General features: G+C 60.2%; 1 protein-coding gene. It reads right to left on the bottom strand.

From position 1 onward, the window contains the following. On the bottom strand, positions 1 to 259 hold a 259-nt coding region (locus tag RYX56_RS23500), incomplete at both ends, for a hypothetical protein (RefSeq protein ID WP_317124275.1).

Here is a 259-nt window from a genome sequence, read left to right as displayed (position 1 = left end):
TGCGAGGTGCCGCGCAACACCGGACGGTCGGGCGAAAGTCCGCGCGCGCGATGCTCGAAAACGCGGTTCATCGGCAGCAATTCGCGCATATCGTCGTGCGTCAAAAGCTCGACTTTATTTTCTTCGTGCGAGGTGCGAAAGCCGTCGAAAAAGTGCATGAAGGGCACGCGGCTTTCCAGCGTGGCGATGTGCGACACCATCGCCAAATCGGTCGCTTCCTGCGGCGAGTTGGAACACAGCATCGCAAAGCCGGTGGCAC

The sequence above is a fragment of the Alkalihalophilus lindianensis genome (genome assembly GCF_032843265.1).
GTDB classification, from domain to species: Bacteria; Bacillota; Bacilli; order Bacillales; family Bacillaceae_D; genus Alkalihalophilus; species Alkalihalophilus lindianensis.
Note: the sequence above shows the minus strand (reverse complement) of the source record. Positions and strands in the feature narration are given on the sequence as shown.